This window comes from Roseovarius albus, assembly GCF_900172335.1.
In the GTDB taxonomy this organism is placed as follows: domain Bacteria; phylum Pseudomonadota; class Alphaproteobacteria; order Rhodobacterales; family Rhodobacteraceae; genus Roseovarius; species Roseovarius albus.
On sequence record NZ_FWFX01000004.1, the window covers coordinates 63262 to 88200 of the forward strand.

Here is a 24939-nt window from a genome sequence, read left to right on the forward strand (position 1 = left end):
GCAATGAAAGATCTGGAGAACATTCAGGAGTTGATGGCTGATATCGGTCAGCGTGCCAAAGCGGCAGCAACGGAGCTGGCAATTGCACCTCCGGAAGCGAAGGAACAGGCGCTGAATGCCGCCGCTGATGCGGTTTGGGCCGCTCGCGAGCATATCATTGCGGAAAACACCAAGGATCTGGAGTTTGGCCGCAACAAGGGCCTGTCAGATGCGATGATGGATCGTTTGATGCTGGATGAGGCCCGAATCCAGGGGATCGTTGAAGGTCTGCGGGCCGTGGCTGGCCAGGAAGATCCTGTTGGGAAAGTGCTGACCGAATGGGATATGCCCTCGGGGATCAATATTTCGCGTGTGCGCACGCCTTTGGGTGTGATCGGAGTTATCTATGAAAGCCGCCCCAATGTGACAGCGGACGCAGGTGCCTTGTGCCTCAAGTCGGGCAATGCGGTGATTTTGCGGGGCGGATCAGAAAGCCTCTACTCCTCTTCCGCGATCCATGGTTGTCTGGTTGATGGCCTAAGGGCTGCCGGATTGCCCGAAGACGCGATCCAACTGGTGCCAACACGTGATCGTGCCGCTGTTCAGGAATTGCTAACGATGACCGATACAGTTGACGTGATCGTTCCACGTGGCGGCAAAGGGCTGGTTGGTCTAGTACAACGTGAGGCACGCGTACCCGTCTTTGCCCATCTCGAAGGTATCGTACATATCTATCTGGACAAATCGGCAGACGCCGAGAAGGCCGTGAACGTGGTGCTGAACGCCAAGACGCGCCGTACCGGGATCTGTGGCGCGGCGGAGTGCCTGTTGATCCATGAAGATCTGGTTGATGGTTTGGGAACCGCCGTGATTAAAGCCTTGTTGGATGCCGGGGTTGAAGTGCGCGGAGATGAAAAGCTGCAAGACATTGAGGGCGTCACCGCTTCGAGTGCGGAGGATTGGGGCAAGGAATACCTTGATATGGTCATTGCCGCGCGCGTGGTCAGCGACGTGGATCAAGCGATTGAACACATTCAAACCTACGGCTCGCAACACACCGATTGCATCATTTCAGAGGATCCGGAAGCCGCGAAAACCTTTTTTGCGCGACTGGACAGCGCCATTTTGATGCACAACGCCTCAACCCAATTTGCCGATGGTGGTGAATTTGGCATGGGAGCCGAGATCGGGATTGCCACTGGCAAGATGCACGCCCGTGGCCCTGTGGGGGCGGCGCAATTAACCAGCTTCAAGTATCTTGTCGTCGGTGATGGAACGCTGCGCGGTTAACCCGGTTGGGAAGGACCGCCCCGTGCGTGATAGTAAGAGTCAGCTGGTTATGTGATTGGCTAATCTGAAACGGTAGGTTTTGCGCATTCAGTGTCATAGGCAAAAGCGCGAATTCGACAAGAGAGGCTTGCAGGTCGTTGATTTCCTGACCGTTCTGTAAACAGGACCAGTATGGCGTCTCCGTGGAGAACCGAACGCCCTGCGCGGAAATCAGATACTGATGCGCGTTCTGCGATAGGGTAATCTGTCCGCCTTGGGGGAGCGTTTTCTCGAAGCAAAAGAGGGACAGTAGCAATGATTGCGCTTGGGCCCGGTCGATGGGGCCATCGATGTTGCAGTTCACGACGATACCATCTCGGACGACGTGGGAGATGTCAGCGGTCAACAGCGCCGTCAATGACACCTGACCACTATTCGCATTCCCAAAGGCGAGGCGGTAGATGTTGAGCCTAGCAATGGCACTTTGTGCGCTTTGCAAGCTCAAGTCATATTCCGGTCCGTTGGTAGCGCCCGTCAACTCAAGAAGTTCAAGCCCGTTTGAGACAGAGCCCAGCGGGCTTGCGAGATCATGACACAGCCGAGAGGCTACCAGAGAGGCAATTTTCAAACTATCGTACATGCTGAGGCCTGTGTTCTTGGGGGGAGCGCCATGACCAATCTGAATGCTTTTCTTGCGCCCGGGATGCTGGTTGAACACCCGCAACAACCCGACTGGGGGCAGGGACAGGTGCAGTCGAATATCGGTAACAAGATCACGGTTAATTTTCGCAATGCGGGCAAGGTGGTGATTGATGGATCGCGGGTGGCGCTTTTACTGAGTGAGGAAAGCTGAAAATCCTTACTGAAGGATTAATGCAGACGAGATAGCTCCACCGTTGCCTTTGACCCCGCCGCCTCGTACAAGCAGGGCAGATTAAAAAAGGGTCGTGCATAGGCGGCCAAGAGGGAAAGAACAGGCAGAATGAAGCCGGACATACCGCGGTATCATGTCAGAGTGGCGCAAGGTGAGGCCGACATTCGCAAAGCACAGCGTTTGCGCTATGAAGTTTTTGTCGAGGAACTGGGCAGCGACGGTGCCCTAGTAGACCATGAAAACCGGTTGGAGATGGACCAGTTTGATCCGTTTTTCGACCACCTTTTGTTACTTGATGCCCGAAATAATGATGAAGTCGTCGGGGTTTACCGGGTTCTACGGGATGATCAGGCTGAACGAATGGGGCGGTATTATTCCGAAGATGAATACGACCTGACCGCACTAAAAAATTCTGGTCGCAAATTGATGGAGCTGGGGCGATCCTGCCTGGCTGCAGATCATCGTGGTGGTCCGGCGATGTTCTATCTGTGGAATGCGCTGGCGCATTATGTTTATGAGCACGGGATCGAGATTATGTTCGGCGTGGCCAGTTTTCACGGTACAGATCCAAATGAGATTGCACCATCGCTCTCATTTTTGCATCACAACCACCTAGCACCGGAAAATCTGCGCACAAAGGCGCAGCCCGCGCAGTATCAGAACATGAACCTTTGTTCCGTAGAAGAGATTGACCGACGTGCGGCGATGAAACAAATACCGCCACTGATCAAAGCCTACCTTCGGTTGGGTGGCTTTGTGGGGGATGGGGCGTATATTGATCATGAGTTCAACACGATCGATGTCTGCTTGATCATGGACACCGAACAACTCAATGAAAAGCAAAAGAATATTTATTCCAAAGGTGTTGAGCGGTGAACCTCACCTGGAAGGCGGATGATGAACCGATACTGAAACCGATCACGTTTATGGGCTGGGTGCGGGTGGTTCTGCGTGGTGGGATCTTTGCACTGATCCTTGTGTTGGGGGCGATGATCTCGTTTTGTATTCAACTGATTGAACGGCCTTTGAGCGGTGGCAACCGCCCCATCAGCCCTTATCTCACCCAATGGGTGGCGTTGTCGTTTTTCAAGATCCTTGGGATGCGGCATGAGGTGGTTGGGGAGAGTATGAAACACCCCGGGGCTGTCGTGGCCAATCACGCGTCATGGTTTGACATCTATACGTTAAACGCCAGAAAGCGCATTTATTTTGTATCCAAATCCGAAGTGGCAAAGTGGCCTGGGATCGGGTTTTTGGCGCGCATGGTTGGAACGGTCTTTATTGCCCGCGATCCCAAGCAGGCCAAAATCCAGCAAGAAGTGTTCGAAACACGGTTGCTCTCTGGGCATAAATTGCTGTTTTTCCCCGAAGGGACTTCGTCCGATGGGCTGCGGGTCTTACCTTTTAAACCAACTCTTTTTCAGGCGTTCTTTGCTGGGAATTTGCGTGAAAAACTTCATATCCAACCGGTGAGCGTGATCTACAATGCACCAGAGGGCGAAGATCCTCGGCTGTATGCATGGTTTGGGGATATGGAGTTTGGGAGTCACTTCTTGAGCATTCTGGCCACACCCAAACATGGAAGCGTGCGCGTTGTTTACCATTCGCCGCTCAAAGTGAGCGCATTTTCAGACCGCAAAGCATTGGCAAAAGTTGCAGAAACGGCTGTGCGATCAGGCATGCCAGAGGAACGTCAGATCGGGGCCGGAGGTTAAGAAACCCCGTTTTCAATCGCAGTGGAGAAATGCTTGATCGCCTGTGCAGGATCTTCGGTTTGCCACAGCTCTTCACCAATGCCGAAGAAATCGGTATAAGGGGAGAGAGTACGGACAAGGTTCAGATCAAGCGCACCTTCGGCGACAACCGGCACTTCGATCATTTGTGACCACCAATCAAAAAGATCTTTTTTAGCCTGTGAGCCATCGCCAAGATTTGATGCCCCAACAGGGCCAAAGCTGACATAATCCGCACCGGATTCGCCCGCGCTCATGCCATCATGGCTGGAATTGCCACAAAAACACCCAACAATGGCGTCGGGGCCCAGCTCCTTGCGGGCGGTGCGTACGGTGCGAGCACCATCAAGCAGGTGAACACCATCTAGGCCCAGACGTTCGGCCAATAAGAAGTGCGTGTCTAGCACCAGTGCCACGTCGCGTTCGTGCGTCGCTGCGCGGCAGGCATCGGCGGCGCGGGAGAGGGTGTCCTCGTCATGAGACGACAGGGCAAGGCGCACACAGGCAATTTCCTGTGCGTCCAGAACGCTGGCCAATTGATCGGGAAAGCGGCTGAGTTCGATCTCGGGCGGCGTGATGAGGTAGATCTGTGCGTGTTCGGCCTCGGACATTTTTCACTCTCCCGGTAGTCGTCGCGCCCCTATAGCGCGGAAATTCCGCTTTGGCTATCGGGTTATGCAGTTTGAGACAGTCTGGCAGGCTTTTCAATGGGCTGTGGCTGGATTATGACGCTGGCGAGTTAAGGAGCTATCGCAATGTCCAAAGGTCATCCACAACCCGCCTTTGTTTTGGTTCGTCCCCAGATGGGGGAAAACATCGGCGCGGCCGCGCGCGCGATGTGGAATTTCGGGCTGGACAGGATGAGGATAGTGGCGCCACGTGATGGTTGGCCCAATCAACGGGCAGTGGCCATGGCCAGCGGGGCGGGGCGATTGCTGGATGAGGCGATGCTGGTGGATGATACGGCGGCCGCGCTGGAAGATTGCCATTATGTTTTTGCCACAACGGCACGGATGCGCGGGATGACCAAACCGGTTTATACGCCTGAAGAGGCGATGCGCGTGGCGGCCAAAAAGATTGGCGCAGGTGAAAAGGTGGCCGTTCTTTTTGGGCCTGAAAGGGCCGGGTTGGAGAATGACGATATCGCCAAGGCCAATGCCATTATCAATGTGCCGGTGAACCCGGAGTTTGCCAGTCTGAACCTTGGGCAATGCGTGTTACTGACGGCCTATGAATGGCAACGCAATCGCATCGAAGTTGCCCCTGTGCGCGATGAAATGGCGGGTACCGTGGTGGCTGAGCAGATCGAGATTGAGAAGTTGGCAGAGCACTACGAGCAGCGGTTGGGTGATGCTGGGTTCTTTTTCCCTGTGGGCAAAGAAGAAAGCATGAAGTTGAACCTGCGCAATATGTGGAGCCGCCTGCCATTGACCCGGGCCGATGTGCAGATGTTGCATGGTGTCATGCGGCAGATGGTCCGTTGGAAAGAACGCGGTTGAGAGTGCTTGAAGGTCGCCCAACGGCGCAATAGGGTCTCGGACAGCTAGCCAGGAGAATTACGTGTGAGCAACAAGCGCAGCATCTTTGAGGAAGTTGGATCAGAGCAGCCGGTCGAGGCCCCCAAGGGTGGGATGATTGACAAGGGGCGGGGCGGCGCACGCAAGGCGGTCCGCGCTTGGTTGATGATTCTCTTTGCGCTGGTGGTGGCGATGATTGTCGTCGGTGGTATGACGCGCCTGACCGATAGCGGGCTTAGCATCACCGAATGGAAGCCGATTACCGGGGCCATTCCACCAATGAATGCGGCGGATTGGCAGTCGGAATTCGATAAGTACCAGCAGATTCCTGAGTTTCAGGAACAAAACAGCTGGATGACGGTTGAAGACTTCAAAACCATCTACTGGTGGGAATGGGGGCATCGTCAACTGGGTCGTTTCGTTGGCTTGGTCTGGGCCGTCGGGTTTCTAAGCTTTCTGGCTTTGCGTAAAATTCCTACGGGTTGGACCGGTAAACTGATCATTCCGGGGGCTTTGGGCGGGGTTCAGGGCGCCATTGGCTGGTGGATGGTGTCCTCTGGGCTGGGCAATGGAATGCTGGATGTGGCGAGCTATCGTTTGGCGCTGCATCTGGGATTGGCATTTGTCATTTTGGCCGTGCTGGCGTGGTTCATCATGAAGCTGTGGCGCGAAGAGCGCGAGTTGATGCAGGCCCGGCGCGGCAAGGAAGAGAAGCTTTATAAGCTTTCGACCGGATGGCTGCACTTTGCAGGGCTGCAAATCCTGATCGGGGCGCTGGTGGCCGGCATTGATGCGGGGCGCACCTATACCGATTGGCCATTGATGGCCGGGGGCATTTTACCGCCAGAGATGTGGATGCCTGAACTGGGCTGGCGCAACCTATTTGAAAACCCGGGTTTGGTGCAATTTGTGCACCGCATCGTGGGTTATTTGTTACTGGGATTCGCCGTCATGGTCTGGATGAAGGGCCGTCGAAGCGCCAATGCAGCAACACGCGGTGCGTTTAACGCGGCCTTCCTAGCGCTTTGCTTGCAAGTGGTGCTGGGCATCATGACCGTGCTCTACGCCGCGCAGTGGCACGTGGCGATCACGCACCAGATTGTTGCCGTGGTGCTGTGGGTGCTGATCCTGCGCGCGCGGTTCCTGAGCCTGTATCCCGTGACACAATCCATCAGAGGTTAATTTTATGCGTGCTTATGACGAGTTGATGGCGTTTCAGCGTGAAAGCGAAGCGCTCGGGCAGGTGGCCGGGCGGCTGTCGTGGGATCAGGAGACCATGATGGCACCGGGCTCTGGCGCACAGCGGGCCGAGGAAATGGGCGCGTTGGAGGCGGTTTTGCACACCCGCAGGACGGACCCGCGGGTGGGCGACTGGCTAACGGTTTCCGAGGCCGATGTACAAAACGAGATTGAAGCCGCCCAGCTGCGCCTGATCCGGCACAGCTATGACCGCGTGAAACGAGTACCGGGTGATCTGGCCGTGGCTCTAGCACGAGTGACCAGCACGGCGCAGGGTAAATGGGCCGAAGCACGTGCAAGTGATGACTTTGCGGCCTTCGCGCCGGTTCTCGAAGAGGTTCTGGCGCTGAAACGGGAAGAGGGCGCCGCCCTAGCCAATGGCGGCGATGTTTATGACGCGCTGATCGAGGATTACGAACCCGAAACTTCGGCATCCGATCTGCAGGCAATGTTTGACGCTATGCGCCCCGGCCTGGTGGCCTTGCGGCAGGCCGCTTTGGACAGGCTCGAAGCGCCAAGCCTTCAGGGCACGTTCGATCTGGACGGGCAATTGGCCTTGTCGCGCGAGTTGGCGCAGGTCTTTGGCTATGACCTGAACCGGGGACGGCTGGATTTGGCGGTACATCCATTTTCCAGCGGATCGGGCGATGACGTTCGCATCACCACACGAGTGAGCGAGCATGATCCGTTCAACTGCCTCTACTCAACTATCCATGAGGTCGGTCATGCCTGTTACGAGCAAAATATTGATCACGCCTATCATCTGACACCTGCGGGCAAGGGCGTGTCTATGGGCGTGCACGAAAGTCAGAGCCGGATTTTTGAGAACCAACTTGGGCGGTCACGCCCGTTTTGTCATTGGCTGTTTGGCCGGATGACGGAGGTGTTTGGCGATTACGGTATCAAAGACGCCGACGATTTTTATGCCTGCGTGAATCGCGTGCATCGCGGTTACATCCGCACCGAGGCGGATGAGGTGCAATACAATTTACACATTATGCTCCGCTTTGATCTGGAACGGGCATTGGTCTCGGGCGATCTGCAGGTGAACGATTTGGAAGCCGCATGGAATGATCGGTTTAAGGCAGATTTTGGCTATGACGTTGAGAAAGCTTCAGATGGATGTCTGCAAGATGTGCATTGGTCTGTGGGCCTCTTTGGTTACTTCCCAACTTACGCTTTGGGGAACGTCTATGCTGGCTGCTTGTATCAGGCATTGCGGCAGGAAATACCGGATCTGGATACACAATTAGGGCAGGGTGATCTGACATCGGCGACCACATGGTTGCGGGAGAACCTGCAGCAACACGGCGGGCGCTTTAGGCCGCAAGAGGTAATCGCCAAAGCCAGCGGGAAAACACCGGATTCGTCCCCTTTGATGACCTATCTCGAACAAAAGTTCAGCGCGCTGTACAGCGGCTAAGTTCTATGGCCTAGCACATCCAACAATCAGATGGAATGAATTGAGACTCCGTCCAACTTTTGCACCTTAGTGAGACTTTGATTTCCAAAATTCCATCCGGTCGAGAACATCGGGACGACCAAGGTTCACTTCTACCCCGCCAATCATAAGAATGGCGGCAGGTAGCAGGTACTGGCTGTAGTAACCAAAATGTGAGCCAACCTTCTCTAGATTTTAGAAAGCGGCGGATAGGGCCGGGGGCGTGTTTAATGCACAGATTCAATATGTTAAGGTCGAAACGCCAAAAGGGCGTGCGCCGATTTCGGCAAGATTGTCAGACTGTATTCAGCGAACGCCACCATTAGTTGGAATGCAGAGCCACAGATCACATTGGAGTAATTTGACATACGTCAACAAAGTGGAACGTGACAGCAGTGCGTACGTCTGCATCTTGAGCAATGGAGGCCAGGTGACCTTCAGTTGAAGAAGATATGCGGACTTGAAAAAGCAACTCGCCGAGATAGTTCAAGTACGATCAATTTTATCGGTTGATAATCTCTTCGTCGTCGAGTTCGGCCCGTTCAATCCACTGGGTGGCAATGGTGCCAAGTAGGGTACGATTGCGGGTCTCGATTGCCTGCCGCAGGGATTGAAGAACATTCGCCATTTCAATCTCGGACAGGTGAGTTTTCTGCGCACGCATGATCTTGGGGTGTGGTGTGGTCAGCATGTCAGAACCGATCAGCAATTCTTCGTGCAGTTTTTCCCCCGGGCGCAGGCCAGTGATCTCTATGGCGATATCTCCGTCGGGATTGGTCTCGTTTTTTACGGTCAGGCCCGAAGCCTCGATCATCTGGCGGGCCAAATGGCGGATGGGTACGGGTTTGCCCATATCGAGCACGAAAACATCGCCACCTCGAGCGAAAGATCCCGCTAACAGAACCAAGCGCACAGCTTCAGGGATAGTCATAAAGTAGCGAGTGACGTCGGAATGGGTTAGTGTGACTGGGCCTCCATGGGCAATCTGGTCTTGAAACAGCGGAATAACAGAGCCGCTGGACCCCAGAACATTGCCAAAGCGCACCATGGAAAAGCGGGTATGATTAGACCGCGTGGCAAGATCCTGAATGACAAGTTCTGCCAGGCGTTTGGACGCACCCATTGCAGAAGAGGGGCGAACGGCCTTGTCGGTTGAGACAAGAATGAAACGGTCAACGTCATACTGCTTGGCGGCGTCAGCTACGACTTTGGTGCCGATGACATTGTTTTGCATACCTTGCAGGGCGTTGTCTTCGACCATCGGGACATGTTTGTAGGCGGCGGCGTGCAGGACAATGTTGATGTCGTTCTCACCAATCACCTCGTTGATCAGCGGCTTGTCTGTAACCGAACCCAATACGGCGGTGATACGCAAATCCGGAGCCTTATCTCGTAGCTCATTGTGGATCTTGAACAACAGCAATTCACTGTGATCCAGCAAGATCAGGTGTTTTGGGTTACAGCGAATGATCTGGCGACAAAGCTCGGACCCAATTGAGCCGCCAGCGCCCGTCACCAGAACATTGCGACCTTCAAAAGTTCCGCTGACCGCTGGTAGTTCTTCTTCTAGCTGTTCGCGGCCCAACAGATCATTTACGTCGAATGTCTTTGCCTGTGTCGTGTCCGCGACAGTGGAAGCTTGTTCGTCAGGAGAGACTAAGTGATGCATGAGTACACTAGCCGCAGCAATCACAATCAGGGCGGCCACAATGAAGGCCCCGGCGGACATCGATACACCTGGGGCGAGCAAAAGAACGCCAACGCTGGAAGAAGCCACAACCAAAATGATTAGGCACAAGGAGATGGCCCGCTTTTGTTTGACACTCAGTGACGCTGCAAAATCATGTAACATTCGGTAGGTCCCCGACACGATCAATGTTTGATGCCATCAATTTTTTCCTGCCTTTGAAAGGCTTATAGATAAAAAGCTGGCTCTCTACCAGCAAAGATAGGGTGTGTCCCACGCGTGTTACAAGGGGTGTTACGAGATGTCGCAAAAAGTTGTGTTGAGGTGAGATAACATACAAGAAACGGGATTTCAGATTACAATTTAGCCCGACAGGTTTGCCAGTCTGTGATCATATCTTTGGCGGTAACTGCATTTTCGAAATTTGGCAGTATCGATGCAAACAGGTCAGTGGAAAGCGATACCTCTTGCAAGGCGGTTTCAGGCGCGTCGCGCCATATAATTGGAATATCAGCGGCGCTTGCAAGCTCATCCATGCAGACTGGGATGGATGACGCAACGTTCAATGCATCTGGAAGATCGTTTGGTGGGCAGGTTGTCAGCGCAACAAGGATTTGTGACAAATGCCCGGGGGCGACGTAGCTGCGTCGTGGTCCTTTGCCATCAGAAAAGCGATCCAGATGTAAAGCTCGCTCGCTAAGCATGGCAGGCGCAAGGCTGTCTGCCCCCACGACGTTGGCCAGACGCAGGCAAACATGGGCAAAGGGATCTTCTTGCCGAAACAGTGCGATTTGCCTTTCCATAACGAGCTTGGCTAGACCATAGGCGCTCATCGGATTGGGTGTGCGTCCCTCTGGCATGTTACATCCCGGGCCATAGATGGCAGCCGAGGATATATGAAATACTTGGCTGGCACCGCTATGGGAGGCGAGGGCGCGGCTGGCCCAGGCCAGTTTGATATTGTCTTGCAGTTCCTGTTCAGACCCGCTGGTCCGCCCCCAAAGTGAGATGATGCTATGACAAGGCGGGATTCCATCCATAGGCTGGCCGGGAGACCATTGAATGTCTGCGTCAGACCCGCGTGACTGGGTGATGATATCGAAACCATGTGTGTCACGAATGCGCCAAGCGGCCTGCAATAGTTCGCCCAGCTTTCCGTTTGATCCAGTCAGCAAGATTCGGTGTTTGTCTTCAAGCGGTTCCACGTTCAGGCCCTCGGGTTTATGGTATCAGCCTGACATAGCACGAGCATGCAATGAATGGCAGGTTGTTTACCCTAAGAACGTGACTATGAGGTGTTATTCCGATTGTGCGGTTTCAATCGGGTGGGTTGCGACTCTCGCGTGCTTCGATGTTGTCGAGCTCCGCGATGCCCGTCTGGGCAATGTCAGTTTTTGCAGCTCTACTTGCCCCACGTTTGTATAGGCCATCAAAACAGCTGCGCTCAATGTGATATCACGCCAGAATTCCGTCAGATGTTCGACATCGAATGGGAAGAAATTTTGCACGACGCTTGAACACATCACAAACATGGCTAAAGCCAATGCATAGGTTCGAGTCATGAGACCGGTCATGAAGGCAACACCAATGCAAAAAAGCAAGCCGGAGCCCACAAGATCAGCCAACTCATATGTCATGTAAGGCAGGAATAGCGCACGCTGATTCACTCCAGGAATGAGATCAAGTGCAACCCCGATGAAATACGACCCCAGTGCAATGCGGATCAGGTTCATTGCCAATACGAAAATCCAGTGGTTCTTGGAGAAGGTCACTATTTCAATCCCTGTCAATTGATGTGATGCCCAAAATTGTGCAATTGGGCGCAGGACCAAAGTCCTCAGGAATTGCGGCGAAACTTTAGCCAAAGAATGAAAAAAAAGAAAGGGCCGGAGACAATCCGGCCCTCTCGCAATGCATTGTTTTAGCTTTCGCTATTTTCGCCGTCTTCATCTTCTGATTGTTCTGCGATCCAGGCGACACTGACGACCTCTTCACCCTTGCCAGTGTTGAATACTTTGACACCCCCGGCGCTGCGGGAGCGGAAGGAAATGCCCTCAACAGGTACGCGGATGGATTGCCCTTTCGAGGTGGCGAGCATGATCTGATCTTCCAATTCGACCGGGAAGGAGGCCACAACAGAACCTGCACGCAGGCCTTTATCAATGGCCTGCACGCCCATCCCGCCACGGCCCCGCACTGGATAGTCATGACTGGAGCTGAGTTTGCCAGCACCCTGTGCCGTGATCGTCAATAGCAGGTTCTCAGCTGCCGACATTTCGGCGTAGCGCTCCTGATTGATAGTGGCGTTTTCATTGACCTCTTCATCGTTGACAGCCTCGTCATCGGTCATGCCTGCAACCGCACGGCGCATCTTGAGATAGGCCGAGCGTTCATCAGCAGTGGCATCGAAGTGGCGGATGACGGACATCGAAACAACCTTGTCATCGCCTTGCAGCTTGATGCCGCGGACACCGGTGGATTTGCGGCCCTTGAAGACGCGCACATCGGTGGTGGAGAAGCGAATGGCGCGGCCCGAGTTGGTGAAGAGCATGACATCGTCATTCTCCGAACAGATGCGCGCGTTGACCATTTCCACGCCTTCGGGCAGATCCATCGCGATTTTGCCGTTGCGCATGACGTTGGTGAAATCCGACAGCGCGTTGCGGCGCACGTCGCCTGCTGTCGTGGCAAAGATGATCTGCAGGTTTTCCCACTCTTCATCCGGCACATCCACGGGCATGATCGCGGCGATGGAGACCCCGGTTGGAATGGGCAGGATGTTGACGATGGCCTTGCCCTTGGCGGTGCGGCCACCCAGCGGCAGGCGCCAGGTTTTGAGTTTGTAGACCATACCGTCGGTTGTGAAGAACAGCAGTTGGGTATGGGTGTTGGCCACGAAGAGTGTGGTGACAGCATCCTCTTCCTTGGTTTGCATTCCGGAAAGTCCTTTGCCGCCACGCTTTTGCGCGCGGAAGTCGGCGAGGGCAGTCCGTTTGATATAACCACCAGCGGTGATGGTGACGACCATGTCTTCACGCTCGATCAGGTCTTCGTCTTCCATGTCACCAGACCAGTCGACAATCTCAGTGCGGCGTGCAACGGCGAATTGGTCTTTCACTTCCCGTAGCTCGTCCGAGATGATCTGCATGATCCGCTCGCGCGAGGCTAGGATGGCGAGGTATTCTTTGATCTTACCGGCCAGTTCCTGCAATTCATCGGTGACTTCGCGTACCCCAATTTGGGTCAGGCGCTGCAGTCGTAATTCCAGAATGGCGCGTGCCTGAACTTCAGACAGATTATAGGTGCCATCATCATTGGCGGTATGGGTTGGATCATCAATCAGCGCGATATATTCAAGGATCGAATGTGCGGGCCAGCGACGCGTCATCAGTTTTTCGCGGGCTTCAGCGGCATCGGCCGAGGCGCGGATGGTGGCAACAACCTCGTCAACATTCGACACAGCCACGGCCAGACCACACAGGATATGGCTGCGTTCGCGGGCTTTGCGCAGCTCGAACGCGGTGCGCCGGGCGACAACCTCTTCACGGAAGGTAACAAATGCAGTCAGGAAGCCACGAAGGTTGAGCTGTTCGGGGCGGCCCCCGTTCAGAGCCAACATGTTGCATCCAAAATAGGTTTGCAGCGGTGTGAAGCGGAAGAGCTGGTTCAGTACCACTTCAGGTGTTGCGTCGCGTTTCAATTCGACGACAACCCGCACACCATTACGGTCAGATTCGTCTTGAACGTGAGCAATGCCTTCGATCCGCTTTTCACGGGCGGCTTCGGCGATTTTTTCAATCATTGAGGCCTTGTTCACCTGATAGGGGATTTCATCCACGACGATGGCGTAGCGATCCTTGCGGATTTCTTCCGTGCGGGTCTTGGCACGGATCACGACGCTGCCGCGCCCTTCGAGATAGGCCTTGCGTGCGCCAGAGCGGCCCAGAATGATGCCGCCAGTGGGGAAGTCAGGAGCCGGGACGTATTCGATCAGCTGTGCGGAATCGAGGTCAGGGTCCTCGATCAGCGCCAATGTAGCATCAATCACCTCGCCAAGGTTATGGGGCGGGATATTGGTAGCCATCCCGACCGCGATACCACCAGCGCCGTTGACCAGCATATTAGGATACCGGGCTGGCAGGACCGAAGGTTCGCGGTCTTTGCCGTCATAGTTGTCCTGAAAATCGACAGTGTCTTTTTCGATGTCGGCCAGCAAAGAGGCGGCAGGCTTATCCATCCGCACCTCGGTATAGCGCATGGCCGCAGGATTATCGCCATCCATCGATCCAAAGTTGCCCTGACCATCCAGCAATGGCAGTGACATCGAAAAGTCCTGCGCCATCCGGACAAGCGCATCATAAATCGCGCTGTCGCCATGAGGGTGGTATTTACCCATGACGTCGCCAACGGGACGTGCGGACTTGCGATACGATTTATCGTGTGTGTTCCCCGTTTCGTGCATTGCGTAAAGAATGCGGCGGTGCACCGGCTTCAGACCATCCCGCAGATCCGGGATCGCACGCGAAACGATGACCGACATGGCATAATCGAGGTAAGAGGTTTTCATCTCATCCGCGATCGAGATCGTCGGGCCATCATACGCCGGACGCTCTGGTTGGTTTTCTTCCATGTTTTCAGGATCTTGGGGGGTATCGTTCACGATGTTACCTGTACTGTCAGGGACTGCTATATTTTGTTGTTCTTAATATATCAGAGGCAGGATATGGGGTGCAATGCCTGTGCCCGGTTTAATTGGAAGTTAATTGGCAGCCGGACCGGCAAATTGATAACACATTGTTTTCATTGAAAAGTAATTTTTTTGTGCCATCATTAATATATCAGACAACAACAGGAGCAGAACAATGCAAATGTCTGAAACAGAAATGATGTTGAAGGGCTACGGGCTGACAACAGCCGAATTTTTCTATCACATGCCCGACCACATCCATGTTTTGAATACGTTCATCTGGCAGGAATACGATCTTGCGCCTGATTATCCGCGTTTGTTCGAATTTGTGGAATTTTGGCAAAACGAGATTGACGGACCGCTGCATTCTGTGAGCTTCACGCATCGAAAACTGGTGTCTGCTGGAGAGTGGCGGAATGTCAAAGGTGAATTTCACCTGCATTGACCATAGGGAGGAGCCGGGCAATTGTCCGGCTCTCATTTCTCTAGATGTGTAGCCCTAATCAAGGGATAATACGGGTGTACTTTGTGCCTTCGATCGTTGCGCCTGCCATGATGCCAGCTTGGCCGAAGATCACGGCCACAACGGGAGATGTTACCGTTGTTGTGTCAGCGGTCAAGTTTCCACCTTGATCAGGCAGGGCGTATTCGACGTTTGCACCAGCAACCCAACCCGGCGATCGGCGGAAGCTTTGCAGTGCATCTTCGGTCATGAAAAATAGAACGTGCGAGAATTGCTGTGCACCGATCTGAAGGCCGAAGCTGCCCTTTGCGGCGGAATAGTAGTCAACGGTTGCGTCGTTGATGCGCAATGCACCGCGTCCGTAACCGCCACCAAGGCCAAAGCCCGCCTCTGTTACGACCGGCATGACTAATACGCCGCTGGCTTTATTGGCCAGATCCCGGGCATTGGGATAATTTGAATAGAGATAGTTCAGCGTCGCATCGGCGCGCGCATCAATTTTTTGCGATCCGGGGCTACCTACGCCGTTGCCGCAAGCGGCCAAAACCGGAATGCCTGCAAGGGCACCCAGCGTAAAGCCGCGTCTGGAGAGATTGCTCATTTCATTGCCTGTTCGTTGCCTGACATTTGCCGGCTTTTTTGCATGCCGGTTGCAAAGGAGTATAGGCAACAGGAAGCAGGCTGTCACTATGGAACGACAACAAAGGCGGCTTATCGCCTGTATTTTATGGCTGAATTCGATATACGGGCAGCGGATGTGTTATGATCGGTTCTGAGGGTTGGATTGGGAGGCGGTCGATGTCTGAAAATGACAAAAGATTTGAGGGATCTATTCCCGAAATTTACGACAACTACTTGGTGCCGTTGATTTTCGAAGAATTTGCACATGAAATGGCCGACCATGTCGCGAAAGCCGCCCCGAGAGAAGTGTTGGAAACGGCGGCGGGAAGTGGTGTTTTGACGCGCGTTCTTGCGCCTGTATTATCTTGTGAAACCAACTATATAATTACCGATCTTAATGCGGATATGTTGGAGCGTGCAAAGCGGCAACAGCCACTGAATGAAAACTTTGGTTGGCAGGTCGAGGATGCAATGGACTTGCCTTTTGAGACCAATCGGTTTGACGTAGTATGCTGCCAGTTTGGGGTGATGTTTTTTCCGGACAAAGTGGCAGGCTTTGCTGAGGCACGTCGCGTATTAAAGCCCGGAGGCTATTTCATCTTCAGCGTGTGGGATGAGATACAGCACAGTGTGTTCGCCGATCATGTGACCCGTGCTGTTGGTTATGTTTTCGCAGATGATCCGCCCGTATTTTTAGCGCGAACGCCGCATGGCTACTTTGATTTGACCAGAATTGTCGGGCATCTGAAGTCGGCAGGATTCGCACAGGCAGAGATCAGAACGCTGACGCTGCCAAGTGTCGCCAAATCCCCGCGCGATGTGGCAATAGCCTATTGTCAGGGGACGCCCTTGCGCAATGAAATCATCGAAAGGGATCCTGACGGGTTGGAACGCGTGACCGATCACGCAACCCAACATTTGGAATCTGTGTTTGGCTCCGGTCCGATTAGCGGCAAAATTCGTGGTTATCTGATTACGGCGGAGGCTTAGCCAGCCAAAAGCCGCGCCATAGCCGGGGCAAAGTAGCTGAGAACACCGTCGCAGCCAGCGCGTTTGAACGCCATAAGGCTCTCGACCATGGCACGTTCACCATCGATCCAGCCATTTGAGGCTGCGGCTTGGATCATCGCGTATTCCCCGGACACCTGATATGCGAAGGTCGGGACCCCGAATTCCTGTTTCGTGCGCCGGCAGATATCGAGATAGGGCATGCCGGGTTTAACCATCACCATATCCGCGCCCTCAGCCAAATCACGGGCGATGCAGCGCATCGCTTCGTCTGAGTTAGCGGGGTCCATCTGGTAGGTTTTCTTGTCACCCTTGAGCGCGCCGGAAGCACCCACAGCATCACGGAACGGGCCGTAGAATGCGCTGGCGTATTTAGCGGCGTAGCTCAGAATCATGACGTCTTGATGGTCAGCGGTTTCAAGCGCTTGCCGAATGGACCCGATGCGGCCATCCATCATATCTGACGGTCCGATGATATCGACACCAGATTCGGCCTGACTGAGGGCCTGTTTGACCAGGGCCTCGACAGTTTCTTCGTTCACGATTTTGCCATCGCGCACAAATCCATCATGGCCGGTATCAGAATAGGGATCGAGCGCGACATCAGTCATGATTGCGATTTCGGGTACAGCTGCCTTGATGGCGCGTGTTGCGCGGTTTGACAGATTTTCGGGATTCCAGGCCTCGGCACAATCTGCGGTGCGTTTTTCGGCAGTTGTATAAGGAAACAGGCAAATCGCCGGAATGCCCAAATCTGCGGCCTCGCGGGCAGCTTCAACAATGCGATCTACGCTGCGGCGGACGACACCGGGCATTGAGGGCACCGGTTCTTCGACATTTTCACCCTCACGCACGAATACCGGCCAAATCAGATCGGACGCGGTGAAAGTATTCTCACTCACCATCGCGCGAATTGCGGCAGATTGGCGTGTACGGCGCAGGCGGTTGGCAGGGTGTATTGGCGGGGTTACGGACATGTCACGGTTTCCTGAATCGAATGCCCTTCAGTTACATGGATTTTCACACATCTCAAGGGTGGGAATCCCGATGCGTCAGCGCTAAGAATGTTGGACACAGTGTTGGGGACTTAAAAGTGGATTGGTACAGTCGCGTTTTCGAGCTGATTGACATGCGCAGTTTCAGCAACCTTTGGTTCTGGATCTCACTTGCTGTGTTATGGTCAACGACCAGCCATTGGGTGCTAGGCGTGCCATGGGATATGGCTATGCGTGCAAAAAGAAAAACCACTGAACAGAACGTTGCTGATTTCGAAGACGTAGTTCGGGCGAATGTAAACAGGATCATCTATATCATTGAGGAATCAGGTATTTTCCTCGTTGGATTTGTTTTCTTTATTCTTACATTTCTGTGCCTTGCGGGGTTTGTTTATTTAAATGAATTGTCGCAAGCTCTGTTTCTACTGGCTTTTCCAATGAGCCTTGTCGGTCTATTGACTATGCGCACAGCTTTCATCATTCGCGACAATGAATTGCGTGGGGATGAGTTGATTAAACGTTTGCAGGGCCACCGCCAGATCACACAATTGTTGGGGGTCATCGCGATCTTTGTCACGGCCATGTGGGGGATGTGGCAGAATTTGTCACACAGCATTATCGGGTGACGCAAATCTTGGTGGCTGCATTCAAATAAGGGCGTAACAGCATGAGTGAGCAAAAGCAGGTCACCCTTGGGGGTGCACCAGAAGGTTTTGATGCAAAGTTGCTTCTAAATGAGCTTGAAAACCGGCAAAAACCGGTGCTGCACATTGCGCGCGACGATAAACGTATGGCTGCGATGGCGGGCGCATTGCGGTTCTTTGCGCCGGATATGCCCGTGGTGCAGTTTCCAGGGTGGGATTGTCTGCCTTATGATCGTGTGTCGCCCAATGCGGATATAAGTGCTGCGCGCATGGCCACACTGGCGGGTCTGGTGCATGGCATGCCCGGTCAGTTTATCTTGCTGACCACATTGAACGCAGCGATGCAGCGTATTCCGGCGCGAGAGGTGCTGAAAGAAGCAGTGTTCAGCGCCACAGTCGATTATCAGATCGATGAAGCGGCCTTGCGAGGTTATTTGGTGCGTATGGGCTTTGTGCAGGCACCCACGGTGATGGAGCCGGGGGATTATGCTATTCGTGGCGGCATCATCGATATCTATCCGCCCGGCGAAAGTGGTCCCATTCGTCTGGATTTGTTCGGCGATGTGCTCGACGGCGTGCGCCGGTTTGATCCGGTATCGCAACGGACCACGCAAAAACTGGACCGGATCGAGCTGGCCCCGGTGTCTGAGGTAATATTGGATGAGGCGGCGATTACGCGTTTCCGCCAAAACTACCGCATTGAGTTTGGGGCCGCAGGCACGGATGATCCGCTTTATGAGGCGGTGAGCGCAGGCCGCAAGCATGCTGGCGTTGAGCATTGGTTGCCATTCTTCCACGAAAAACTGGAAACGCTGTTCGACTACCTGCCGGACGCATCGATTGTGTTGGATGATCAAGCGACAGCAGCACGATTGAGCCGCTGGGACAGTATCGAAGACCAGTATGACAACCGCATGCACGCGCTGCAGCAAAAGAAGCGCGAAGATACAGTTTATAAACCCGTGCAAGCCAACCTGCTGTATCTGAACGACGCAGCATGGGCAGAAACCACCGATGGGCATCGCCGTCTGCAATTGGCACCACTTCCGCAATCAACCGGGCCGGGCGTGGTGGATTCGGGTGGGCGGATCGGGCGCAACTTCGCGCCGGAACGACAGCAGGAAAGCATAAGCCTTTTCAGCGCACTGAAAGATCATGTTGAGGCAAAACTCGCCCAAGGCCCGGTGCTGGTGGCTTGCTATTCCGAAGGCGCGCGGGAACGGATGGAGGGCCTGCTCGAAGACGAAGGTCTGATCGGCGCTGTAACGGTCACTGATGCCACGCGAATAGGAAAAACCGGCCTTCATCTGGCGGTTTGGCCAATTGAGCACGGATTTGAAGCGCCGGGTCTCACGGTGATTGCCGAGCAGGACATTCTGGGTGATCGCCTGATCCGCGCCCCGAAACGGCGCAAGCGGGCTGAAAACTTCCTGACCGAAACCCAAAGCCTGAGCGCGGGTGATCTTGTGGTGCATGTTGATCACGGCGTCGGGCGCTATCTGGGGCTTGAGGTGGTCACCGCGGCGGGGGCGGCGCATGAATGCCTGCTGTTGGAATATGCGGAAAAGGCCAAGCTGTATCTACCGGTCGAGAACATCGAACTGCTCAGCCGTTATGGTCATGACGAAGGGCTGTTGGATCGGCTGGGCGGCGGTGCGTGGCAGGCGAAAAAAGCAAAGCTGAAAGAGCGCATTCGCGAAATGGCGGATCGTCTAATTCGCATTGCCGCCGAGCGGGCGCTGCGCAAAGCCCCCGTGCTGGAGCCTGAGCACCATGCTTGGGAAGAGTTCTCTGCGCGCTTCCCATATCAGGAAACTGACGACCAACTGCGCGCCATTGAGGATGTGCTGGGTGATCTGGAGGCGGGCACTCCGATGGATCGTCTGATCTGCGGCGATGTGGGTTTTGGCAAGACCGAGGTCGCGATGCGCGCGGCCTTTGTCGCGGCGATGCAGGGCATGCAGGTGGCGGTGATTGCGCCGACAACGCTGCTGGCACGTCAGCATTATCAAAGCTTTGCCGAACGCTTCCGTGGCTTTCCGGTCAATGTCAGGCCTTTGTCGCGCTTTGTCAGCGCGGGTGAGGCCAGCAAGACCCGCGAGGCCATGGCCAAAGGACAGGTCGATATTGTCGTGGGGACCCACGCGCTTTTGGCCAAGAATATTCGTTTCCAAAACCTTGGCCTGCTGATCATCGATGAAGAGCAACGGTTTGGGGTGGGCCACAAAGAGCGGCTCAAGCAGTTGCGCAGCGATGTGCACGTTCTGACGCTGACCGCGACACCGATCCCTCGCACATTACAGCTAAGCCTTTCTGGGGTGCGTGACCTCAGCATCATTGGCACACCGCCGGTGGATCGCTTGTCGATCCGCACCTATGTCAGCGAGTTTGACAGCGTCACCATTCGCGAGGCGCTGCTGCGCGAACACTATCGCGGCGGGCAGAGCTTCTATGTGGTGCCGCGGATTTCCGACCTGCCCGAGGTCGAGGCTTTCCTCAAAGATCAAATGCCAGAAGTGACCTATGTGGTTGCGCATGGGCAGATGGCAGCAGGGGAGTTGGATGATCGTATGAACGCGTTTTACGACGGGAAGTATGACGTGCTGGTAGCCACCACGATTGTGGAATCCGGTTTGGATATTCCGACGGCGAACACCATGGTGATCCACCGTGCCGACATGTTCGGTCTGGCTCAGCTTTATCAGATCCGGGGCCGGGTGGGGCGCAGCAAAACGCGTGCTTACGCTTACCTGACCACCAAGCCGCGCTTGCGTCTGACTACGGCAGCAGAAAAGCGTCTGCGAGTATTGGGATCGCTCGACACGCTGGGGGCAGGATTTACCCTTGCTGCGCAGGATCTGGATATTCGAGGAGCGGGGAACCTGTTGGGCGAGGAACAATCTGGCCAGATGCGTGATGTGGGTTATGAACTGTACCAGTCGATGCTGGAAGAGGCGATTGCCAAGATCAAGGCAGGCGAGCTGGAAGGGTTGTCGGATGCCGATGACCAATGGGCACCGCAGATCAATCTGGGCGTGCCCGTTCTGATCCCCGAAGCTTACGTGCCCGATCTGGATGTGCGTCTGGGATTGTATCGCCGTCTCAGCAGCCTGCAGAGCAAGGTAGAACTGGAAGGCTTCGCCGCAGAACTGATCGACCGTTTTGGTAAGCTTCCGAAAGAAGTGAATACTTTGTTGTTGGTCGTGCGGATAAAGGCGATGTGCAAAAAGGCCGGAATCGCCAAGATGGACGGTGGTCCAAAAGGCGCAACCATCCAGTTCCACAATGACAAGTTTGCCTCGCCCACTGGGTTGGTTGAGTTCATCAAGGATCAAAATGGTCTGGCCAAGGTCAAAGACAACAAGATCATCGTGCGGCGTGATTGGCGCAAAGATAGTGACAAGATCAAAGGTGCCTTTGCTATCGGGCGAGATCTTGCAGAAAAAGCCGTGGCCGAGAAAAAGCGCGCTAAAGCCAAGGCGGGATAATCAGATACTACTGAGGATCAGTGCCTCATCCGCGAGGCATTTGTCGAAGTTGTAAGATCGCCCAAATTCAGACCAGCCAATGCTGTGCAGGATGAAATCAGCCTGACACAGCTGCGAGGCGGCGAGGGTGATCGCGCCCTCGTATCCCGCCTGTGCGTCATTGAGCTTGGAGGAACTGAGCATGCCATCGCCGCGACAGGGCACCCCAAGCCGGCGCACAAGCTGCGCCCCGGCGATTTGCACCAGTTGCGATTGCGGGCTACCAAACATCGGGCCCATCTGCTGCATCTCGAACGGTGTGGCAAACAGCCCACCCACCACCGGTGCGCCGGGGCGATAAATCTGGGTCAGGGCAAGGCCGACCATGATCTCAGCGAGCCCCTGTGCCAAGGCCCCCATAATGCTTACCGGCGCTGTGGCCCCCATCATCATGTAAGAGGCGACCATATTGCCCTGGCCCAATTCGACCGCCGCTCGCAGGCAACGCAGTGGATTGGGTTGGATCACCAGCGGTGGGGTAGTGTTGATCATGTGCATCAGGTGGCATTTCGACGGATCGGTACCGACCTCATGTGCCACATCGCGCAGGGCTTGCTCAGATATAATCGAGCCACACATGGGTTTCTTCGAGTGTTCAAGATGTGCGCGTGCCATAGCGATTGGGCGGGCCTCTTCCGGCACGTCGTGCGGGATGGTCAGGAGAGATCCTGTGGTGCCTAACAACTCAGACCGGTCACAAAGCAATACTAGCGCCTCGTAATCCGCCATCGTAGCCTGATGGCGATTTTCGTCATGTGTCTCAACAACCGGCGGGCCGTAGGTAGGCGCGTAAAGCGGCTTTTCCCCGATCACGACATCGCATTCAGGACTCTGACCATACCAGGTGAACTGTCGCGGGGCCTGTGCGATCAGGGCGCGCAGATCATCTCCCTTGGTAAAGACCTTATCACTCTCGATCCGCGCACCGACTGCGGCCATCGCCTCATGGCTGATCGGATCATCCTGCAGGATGACGCCCACCTCGGCCAACACCTGATCTGCCATGTCTTCGATGTGTTTGATCTGTTGATCTGACAGGGGTGCGTAGACAGGAAGGAAGGGCTGCATGACCGAAGAACCTTGGACCAGAAATGTTTGTCTCTCGGATCACTATGCAAGTGCAGGGCTGTTTTGGAAAATGAATTTGCGGCGTTTTATGATCAAAATCAGCCATCTGTAGGCAAAGAAAAACCCCGGCGCTTAGGCCGGGGTTTCAATGATTAGTTGGTGGCTTTTGCCGCGTCTTTCATTGCGTCTTCGCCCTTTTTCCAAAGATTGCCCTGCCACAGCTCTTCAAGGCCAGTTTCACCGCTGGCGCCCTTGGTGGTCAGGTAATCATAGTAAGATGTCGGCTTGTGTCCGGTGATGTTGTAAAAGTCCGGGCTGCAGCGGGTGTAGAACCCGTTGGTCAGATATTCAAAGAACTCAGCACGGGTCGCCCCAAAATCGTTTTCGAAATCGACCATGTTTTGCGCGCGATATTCAATCGCTTTGTCCATGGCACGACCAAGATCGGTAGCAATTTCAGCCATCGACTGCGGAGCAGGGCCGGTGATGTCATAAAACTTGTTGCCGTGGCGTTCAGGGCCTTCAGACAAAACAACCGCCGCCGCCTCTGCAATATCGCGCGTGGCAACGAACGAGTTGCGCATGTTGCCCAACGGGTTCGAAAACCAGCCTTCATTGGCGATGCTGTCGCAATCAGTTTTCAGCAGGTGGTTCATGAAGAAATTGTTGCGCAATGCAGTGACGTTCAGACCTGCATCGATCAGTGCCTTTTCCCCCCACCAATAGTGCTGCAGCATCAGTGGGATTGCGGCGCCATCGCGCGAGGCATGTGTATCTGCATCATAAGAGGCGGTGTTGGTATCCGCCCCCATGCAGCTGACGCGCACAACATGTTTAATCTGATCTGTGCGCTTGCCAAGTTCTTTACAGAAGTTCAGGTGCCCATCGAGCATTGGATCAAGCGAGGCTGAATAGATCGCTGAGACGCCATCGAGTGCCGGACCCCAAGTATCGGGTGAGGAAAGATCAAACTTTACCACTTCATCTGCGCCCAGTGCTTTCAAATGTTCAATCTTGCTGTCGCTGAAATAGCAAGCGCGCACGGTGAACTGATCCCCCGCAGCAAGGCGCGCGACAAGTTCGCGGCCAATACGGCCGGTGGCGGAAGTGATGAGGACAACGGGTTTGGACATGAGACATTCCTAGGCTGAGGCAAACAGAGATGTTTGCGCAATATGCGGAGAAAACGGAAACGAGAAAGGGTTTAAGCGTCAGATCGCCTGATTAATCCGGCGGCGGCAGGCGGCTCGATTTGAGCTTTTTCACTTTTTTTAGCAAGTGCGCGCGCGCAGCAATATTGGCGCGGCGCACACGCATAGAGGTCAAAAACGCCTCTTCGGCGGTTTGCGAGGTTGCCCCGAGGATCTTGACGATTTCCGCAATGACATTTTCATCGTCAGAGGCATCGATGTATTTGATGACCTGCAGGGCCAGGTCATCAGCCAGATCTTCGGTGACGCCCATTGTTTACCTCGTATTTTCCGTCAGGCGACGCTTCACATAGGTCGAAACGGAGCCAATCATGTGATCCATATGCTCGGGCTGTTTGAAGAAGTGGTCAGAACCTTCCAACTCTTCATGCGTGATGGTGATGCCTTGCTGTTCGTGCAATTTGTTCACCAACGTGTGCGTATCCGCAGGCGGTGCCACGCGGTCGGCAGTACCGTTGATAATCAGGCCGGAGGACGGGCAGGGCGCCAAGAAGCTGAAGTCATACATATTGGCTGGTGGCGAGACTGAGATGAAACCAGTGATTTCCGGACGGCGCATCAACAATTGCATGCCAATCCAAGCGCCGAACGAAAAGCCTGCGACCCAGCAGTGTTTCGAATTGGCGTTCATTGACTGCAAGTAATCCAGCGCCGACGCCGCATCAGACAATTCGCCCACGCCCTGATCGTATTCGCCTTGCGAACGACCTACGCCACGGAAGTTGAACCGCAGCACGGTAAAGCCCATGTTGTGGAAGGCGTAGTGCAGGTTATACACGACCTTGTTGTTCATCGTGCCGCCGAATTGGGGGTGCGGGTGCAGGATGATCGCAATCGGTGCGTCACGTTCGCGTTGAGGGTGGTAGCGGCCTTCTAGGCGGCCTTCAGGGCCGGGAAAAATAACCTCGGGCATATGGCTCCCTGTCATATGAATGGGTGATTGCACATTCTTGACGAAATCCGTCAACCACCTTAG

Annotated in this window: 24 protein-coding genes; 12 read left to right on the top strand and 12 right to left on the bottom strand. The window is 54.6% G+C overall.

Going from position 1 to position 24939, the window contains the following annotated elements:
• The first annotated feature begins 3 nt into the window (after positions 1–3).
• Positions 4–1269 (top strand): glutamate-5-semialdehyde dehydrogenase, encoded by a 1266-nt coding sequence (locus ROA7450_RS07685; RefSeq protein ID WP_085805127.1) that lies wholly within the window; start codon positions 4–6, stop codon positions 1267–1269.
• On the opposite strand, the gene ROA7450_RS07690 is transcribed toward ROA7450_RS07685, so the two are convergent.
• Positions 1229–1888 (bottom strand): histidine phosphotransferase family protein, encoded by a 660-nt coding sequence (locus tag ROA7450_RS07690; RefSeq protein ID WP_085805128.1) that lies wholly within the window; start codon positions 1886–1888, stop codon positions 1229–1231. The two genes, ROA7450_RS07685 and ROA7450_RS07690, sit on opposite strands and share 41 nt — an antisense overlap.
• Positions 1889–1918: 30 nt before the next feature.
• On the opposite strand from ROA7450_RS07690, the gene ROA7450_RS07695 reads away from it, so the two are divergent.
• The 3 genes from ROA7450_RS07695 to olsA all read left to right on the top strand — a co-directional run bounded on the left by ROA7450_RS07695 (position 1919) and on the right by olsA (position 3837).
• Complete coding sequence (locus tag ROA7450_RS07695) at positions 1919–2101, top strand: DUF3553 domain-containing protein (RefSeq protein ID WP_085805129.1); 183 nt, start codon at positions 1919–1921, stop codon at positions 2099–2101.
• A gap of 129 nt (positions 2102–2230) precedes the next feature.
• The gene (gene olsB, locus ROA7450_RS07700; RefSeq protein WP_085805130.1) at positions 2231–2998 is read left to right on the top strand and encodes an L-ornithine N(alpha)-acyltransferase; all 768 of its coding nucleotides are present in this window, start codon (positions 2231–2233) and stop codon (positions 2996–2998) included.
• Positions 2995–3837, top strand: a complete 843-nt coding sequence (gene olsA, locus ROA7450_RS07705) for a lyso-ornithine lipid O-acyltransferase (RefSeq protein ID WP_370738204.1) — start codon at positions 2995–2997, stop codon at positions 3835–3837. The genes olsB and olsA overlap by 4 nt, the downstream gene beginning before the upstream one ends.
• Here olsA and ROA7450_RS07710 read toward each other — a convergent pair.
• Positions 3834–4466 (bottom strand): thiamine phosphate synthase, encoded by a 633-nt coding sequence (locus tag ROA7450_RS07710; protein ID WP_085805131.1) that lies wholly within the window; start codon positions 4464–4466, stop codon positions 3834–3836. The genes olsA and ROA7450_RS07710 overlap by 4 nt on opposite strands.
• A 144-nt stretch (positions 4467–4610) precedes the next feature.
• On the opposite strand from ROA7450_RS07710, the gene ROA7450_RS07715 reads away from it, so the two are divergent.
• From ROA7450_RS07715 to ROA7450_RS21505, 4 genes are all read left to right on the top strand, one after another.
• Positions 4611–5354: an RNA methyltransferase gene (locus ROA7450_RS07715; protein ID WP_085805132.1), complete on the top strand. Its 744-nt coding sequence runs from the start codon at positions 4611–4613 to the stop codon at positions 5352–5354.
• Positions 5355–5417: 63 nt separating this feature from the next.
• Positions 5418–6554: a heme A synthase gene (gene ctaA, locus ROA7450_RS07720; protein WP_085805133.1), complete on the top strand. Its 1137-nt coding sequence runs from the start codon at positions 5418–5420 to the stop codon at positions 6552–6554.
• A 4-nt stretch (positions 6555–6558) separates the two neighbouring features.
• Positions 6559–8034: a carboxypeptidase M32 gene (locus ROA7450_RS07725; protein ID WP_085805134.1), complete on the top strand. Its 1476-nt coding sequence runs from the start codon at positions 6559–6561 to the stop codon at positions 8032–8034.
• Between the two features lie 241 nt (positions 8035–8275).
• Positions 8276–8497 carry a LytTR family DNA-binding domain-containing protein gene (locus ROA7450_RS21505; protein ID WP_085805135.1) on the top strand — a complete coding sequence of 74 codons (222 nt, stop codon included), beginning with the start codon at positions 8276–8278 and terminating at the stop codon, positions 8495–8497.
• Between the two features lie 57 nt (positions 8498–8554).
• Here the strand turns inward: ROA7450_RS21505 and ROA7450_RS07735 are convergent, their stop codons facing one another.
• From ROA7450_RS07735 to gyrA, 4 genes are all read right to left on the bottom strand, one after another.
• Positions 8555–9904, bottom strand: a complete 1350-nt coding sequence (locus ROA7450_RS07735; protein WP_085805136.1) for a UDP-N-acetylglucosamine 4,6-dehydratase family protein — start codon at positions 9902–9904, stop codon at positions 8555–8557.
• A gap of 191 nt (positions 9905–10095) precedes the next feature.
• A complete protein-coding gene (locus ROA7450_RS07740) occupies positions 10096–10944 on the bottom strand; it encodes an NAD-dependent epimerase/dehydratase family protein (protein WP_085805137.1) in 849 nt (282 codons plus the stop codon).
• 93 nt (positions 10945–11037) lie between these two features.
• Positions 11038–11511: a hypothetical protein gene (locus ROA7450_RS07745; protein WP_143534399.1), complete on the bottom strand. Its 474-nt coding sequence runs from the start codon at positions 11509–11511 to the stop codon at positions 11038–11040.
• Positions 11512–11660: 149 nt separating this feature from the next.
• Positions 11661–14369: a DNA gyrase subunit A gene (gyrA, locus tag ROA7450_RS07750; RefSeq protein WP_085805139.1), complete on the bottom strand. Its 2709-nt coding sequence runs from the start codon at positions 14367–14369 to the stop codon at positions 11661–11663.
• Between the two features lie 232 nt (positions 14370–14601).
• Here gyrA and ROA7450_RS07755 point away from each other — a divergent pair, with 232 nt between their 5' ends.
• Positions 14602–14871: an usg protein gene (locus ROA7450_RS07755; RefSeq protein ID WP_085805140.1), complete on the top strand. Its 270-nt coding sequence runs from the start codon at positions 14602–14604 to the stop codon at positions 14869–14871.
• Between the two features lie 58 nt (positions 14872–14929).
• On the opposite strand, the gene ROA7450_RS07760 is transcribed toward ROA7450_RS07755, so the two are convergent.
• The gene (locus tag ROA7450_RS07760) at positions 14930–15490 is read right to left on the bottom strand and encodes a lipid-binding SYLF domain-containing protein (RefSeq protein ID WP_085805141.1); all 561 of its coding nucleotides are present in this window, start codon (positions 15488–15490) and stop codon (positions 14930–14932) included.
• 197 nt (positions 15491–15687) lie between these two features.
• Between ROA7450_RS07760 and ROA7450_RS07765 the strand changes: the two genes are divergently transcribed.
• The gene (locus tag ROA7450_RS07765) at positions 15688–16500 is read left to right on the top strand and encodes a class I SAM-dependent methyltransferase (RefSeq protein ID WP_085805142.1); all 813 of its coding nucleotides are present in this window, start codon (positions 15688–15690) and stop codon (positions 16498–16500) included.
• Here ROA7450_RS07765 and hemB read toward each other — a convergent pair.
• Entirely contained in the window at positions 16497–17495 is a 999-nt protein-coding gene (gene hemB, locus ROA7450_RS07770; RefSeq protein ID WP_085805143.1) for a porphobilinogen synthase, read from the bottom strand. The genes ROA7450_RS07765 and hemB overlap by 4 nt on opposite strands.
• 116 nt (positions 17496–17611) lie before the next feature.
• On the opposite strand from hemB, the gene ROA7450_RS07775 reads away from it, so the two are divergent.
• Both ROA7450_RS07775 and mfd read left to right on the top strand, forming a co-directional pair.
• Positions 17612–18139: a component of SufBCD complex gene (locus ROA7450_RS07775; protein ID WP_085805144.1), complete on the top strand. Its 528-nt coding sequence runs from the start codon at positions 17612–17614 to the stop codon at positions 18137–18139.
• A gap of 41 nt (positions 18140–18180) precedes the next feature.
• The gene (mfd, locus tag ROA7450_RS07780) at positions 18181–21645 is read left to right on the top strand and encodes a transcription-repair coupling factor (RefSeq protein WP_085805145.1); all 3465 of its coding nucleotides are present in this window, start codon (positions 18181–18183) and stop codon (positions 21643–21645) included.
• Here the strand turns inward: mfd and ROA7450_RS07785 are convergent, their stop codons facing one another.
• The 4 genes from ROA7450_RS07785 to ROA7450_RS07800 all read right to left on the bottom strand — a co-directional run bounded on the left by ROA7450_RS07785 (position 21646) and on the right by ROA7450_RS07800 (position 24876).
• Positions 21646–22752 carry a trimethylamine methyltransferase family protein gene (locus ROA7450_RS07785; protein WP_085805146.1) on the bottom strand — a complete coding sequence of 369 codons (1107 nt, stop codon included), beginning with the start codon at positions 22750–22752 and terminating at the stop codon, positions 21646–21648.
• 152 nt (positions 22753–22904) lie between these two features.
• Complete coding sequence (locus ROA7450_RS07790; protein ID WP_085805147.1) at positions 22905–23885, bottom strand: SDR family oxidoreductase; 981 nt, start codon at positions 23883–23885, stop codon at positions 22905–22907.
• Positions 23886–23976: 91 nt separating this feature from the next.
• Positions 23977–24216 (bottom strand): hypothetical protein, encoded by a 240-nt coding sequence (locus ROA7450_RS07795; protein WP_085805148.1) that lies wholly within the window; start codon positions 24214–24216, stop codon positions 23977–23979.
• A gap of 3 nt (positions 24217–24219) precedes the next feature.
• On the bottom strand, positions 24220–24876 hold the full coding sequence (locus tag ROA7450_RS07800; protein ID WP_085805149.1) for an alpha/beta hydrolase: 657 nt from the start codon (positions 24874–24876) through the stop codon (positions 24220–24222).
• Between the last annotated feature and the right edge of the window lie 63 nt (positions 24877–24939).